At 38.7% G+C, this 2815-nt stretch carries 3 protein-coding genes; all 3 read left to right on the top strand.

Going from position 1 to position 2815, the window contains the following annotated elements; all coding sequences use genetic code 11:
• Positions 1–488, top strand: a 488-nt coding sequence (locus AC1DRF_RS21865) for a PTS transporter subunit IIC (protein ID WP_477741688.1), incomplete at its 5' end; no start/stop codon positions are given.
• Between the two features lie 26 nt (positions 489–514).
• Positions 515–1561: a galactitol-1-phosphate 5-dehydrogenase gene (locus AC1DRF_RS21870; protein WP_477741689.1), complete on the top strand. Its 1047-nt coding sequence runs from the start codon at positions 515–517 to the stop codon at positions 1559–1561.
• A gap of 4 nt (positions 1562–1565) precedes the next feature.
• Positions 1566–2597: a zinc-binding dehydrogenase gene (locus AC1DRF_RS21875; protein ID WP_477741690.1), complete on the top strand. Its 1032-nt coding sequence runs from the start codon at positions 1566–1568 to the stop codon at positions 2595–2597.
• The last annotated feature ends 218 nt before the right edge of the window (positions 2598–2815 follow it).

Consider the following 2815-nt stretch of genomic DNA (forward strand, 5'->3'; position numbering starts at 1 on the left):
TGCCTAGAATGGTTAAAATCTTAATGGAAGGACTTATTCCAATTTCTGAAGCAGCTCGTTCTTTTCTTCAAAAACGATATGGTGATCGTGAAATATATATTGGATTAGATGCCGMTCTTGCAGTAGGACATCCATCCGTTATGGCTACAGCACTGTTACTTGTCCCCATTACATTACTTTTAGCTGTCATTCTGCCTGGGAATAAAGTATTGCCGTTTGGGGATTTGGCTACCATTCCTTTCTATGTAGCTTTTGTTGTGGGCTCATTAAGAGGGAATATTATACACTCTCTTATTTCGGGCACTGTTATGGTAGCGCTATCACTTTATATGGCAACGAATTTTGCAGATGTGCATACGCAAATGTTATCAGGAGCTCAGTTTTCTATGCCGGAAGGTGCAACACAAATTTCAAGTTTAGACATGGGAGGAAACTTATTTAACTGGCTTATTCTTAAATTCTCTCAGCTGTGGGCTTCTATTTTTTAAAATAGGCATAAACAGGAGGTAAGGCAATGAAAGCGGCTGTGCTACATGAAAAAAATAAAATTATTTATCAAGATATTGGGATTGATTCCTGCCGAGCGAATGAAGTCAAAATAAAAGTAATGGCAGCAGGAATATGCGGATCGGATACACACAAAATGACAAGCAGATGGAAGTATCCGCTGCCTGCCATTATGGGACATGAATTTGCTGGGTATATCGTTGAAAAAGGGGGAAAAGTAGTAGATTTGAACGTTGGAGACAGAGTAGCTGCTATTCCGTTTAAACMGTGCAGCGCATGTGAATATTGCCAAAAAGGGCAGTATTCACTATGCGAAAACTACGGAATGATTGGCGCGCAATCATTTGGCGGATTTGCTCAGTATGTCAATATTCCAGCTTCAAATGTTATCCAAGTAGGAGAGATGGACTTTGAAGAAGCAGCTATGATAGAACCTTTAGCAGTAGCGCTTCATGGAGTACTTAATATTCATCCGCAAATAGGAGACACTGCAGCGGTCTTTGGAGCAGGAGTCATTGGCATGCTGACGATTCAATGGTTGAAAATTGCGGGTGTAAAAGAAATCATCGCCATCGACATTTCTAGTGAAAAGCTGGCAGAAGCGAGGGCCATGGGTTGTGAAAAAGTGATTCATGCCCGTTATGAAAATGTCCTTGAAAAAATCAATGAATATACAAAAGGAAGAGGAGTGGATCTTGCACTCGAATGTGCAGGTTCCACTGTCACTCAAGAGCAGTGCCTGCTTGTTACTTGTAAAAAAGGGAAGGTTGGATATTTAGGTATTGCTTATTCAGATGTGTGTTTATCTGAAGCAGCATTTGAGAGTATTTTTAGAAAAGAGCTTACATTGCAAGGTTTCTGGAACTCTTATTCTGCACCGTTTCCCGGGAAAGAGTGGAAAACAAGCGTTGACTTTATTTTAAATGGAAAGATTAGATTAAAAGAATTAATTTCTCATCGATTTAAGTTAGAAGACACGCAAAAAGCATTTAATATGATTATTAATCGAGAAGAAGCTTATGGAAAAGTGTTAATAATTCCAAATAAGGAGTGAAAAAATGAAGGCAGTCATGAAGGTAGAGCCAGGCTACGATAAGATGCTGTTAAAAACAATCCCTGAATTAGGAGTTCAGAAAAACCAATTGAAGATTAAAGTAGCGTATACCGGAATATGCGGTACGGATATTCACACGTTTACAGGTCAATATAAAAATTCCCAGACGMCGGTTGTGCTTGGGCATGAGTTTTCCGGTATAGTCGTTGAAGTAGGGGAAGATGTAACAAAAGTAAAAGTTGGCGATAGAGTAACCAGTGAAACAACATTTGTGACGTGCGGAGAGTGTGATTATTGCTTAGAAAAAGACTATAATCTGTGCGCTCATCGAAAAGGGATAGGCACACAAATAAACGGCAGCTTTGCTGAATATGTTATTTCGCGTGAGGAAAGTGTCCATGTGCTGCCAGATACAGTCGACCTAAAAGCAGCTGCTTTAACTGAGCCTCTAGCTTGCTGCGTTCATGCAGCTTTAGAAAAAACGATTGTTAAAAAAGAAGATAAAGTATTAATTTTTGGTCCAGGTCCTATTGGTTTACTGCAAGCACAAGTTGTAAAAGCACAAGGAGCGTTTGTTATATTAGCAGGTATAACAAAAGATCAGAAGCGTTTAGAGTTAGCTAAGTCTTTAGGAATCGACGTAACTGTAGATATCCAAAAAGAAAGCTTAGAAGAAATTGTGCTGACCTATACAAAGGGATACGGTGTTGACAAGTTATTTGAGTGTTCAGGTGCTGTCCAGGCGTTAAACCAAGGGTTGCCTCTGGTTAAGAAAAAAGGAACGTTTGTACAAGTAGGAATTTTCTCCGAAAAATTAAACCTTTTAGATCAAGAATCTATCATCCAAAGAGAAATTACATATATTGGAACGCGTTCTCAGAAACCAAGTTCTTGGCATATTGCTTTAAAACTTCTTGAGGAAAAGAAAATTAATACAGAGAAAATGATCACTAAAATTGTACCTCTTGATTATTGGCGTCAAGGATTCGAAGCCGTTCTATCAGGTAATGAAATAAAAGTGCTTGTTCAGTCGTAGAAACGAACTATATAAATAATGTAAATCAGGGAGGGAGGAAGTGTGAAAGATACCCAAATGGAAGCAGGTTTATATTGTAACAGTTGCAAAGAAGAGCTTCCTCACCACGTTTATTATATTAACGGCAAAATTGTACGCGTAGAGTGTCAAGAATGTAGGCGTACAATGGTATTTAAAGTTGATGTTTTGAAAGAGTTCTATAAAGAGGTCTACAAGCG

This window comes from Priestia sp. P5_B4 (assembly GCF_056400385.1).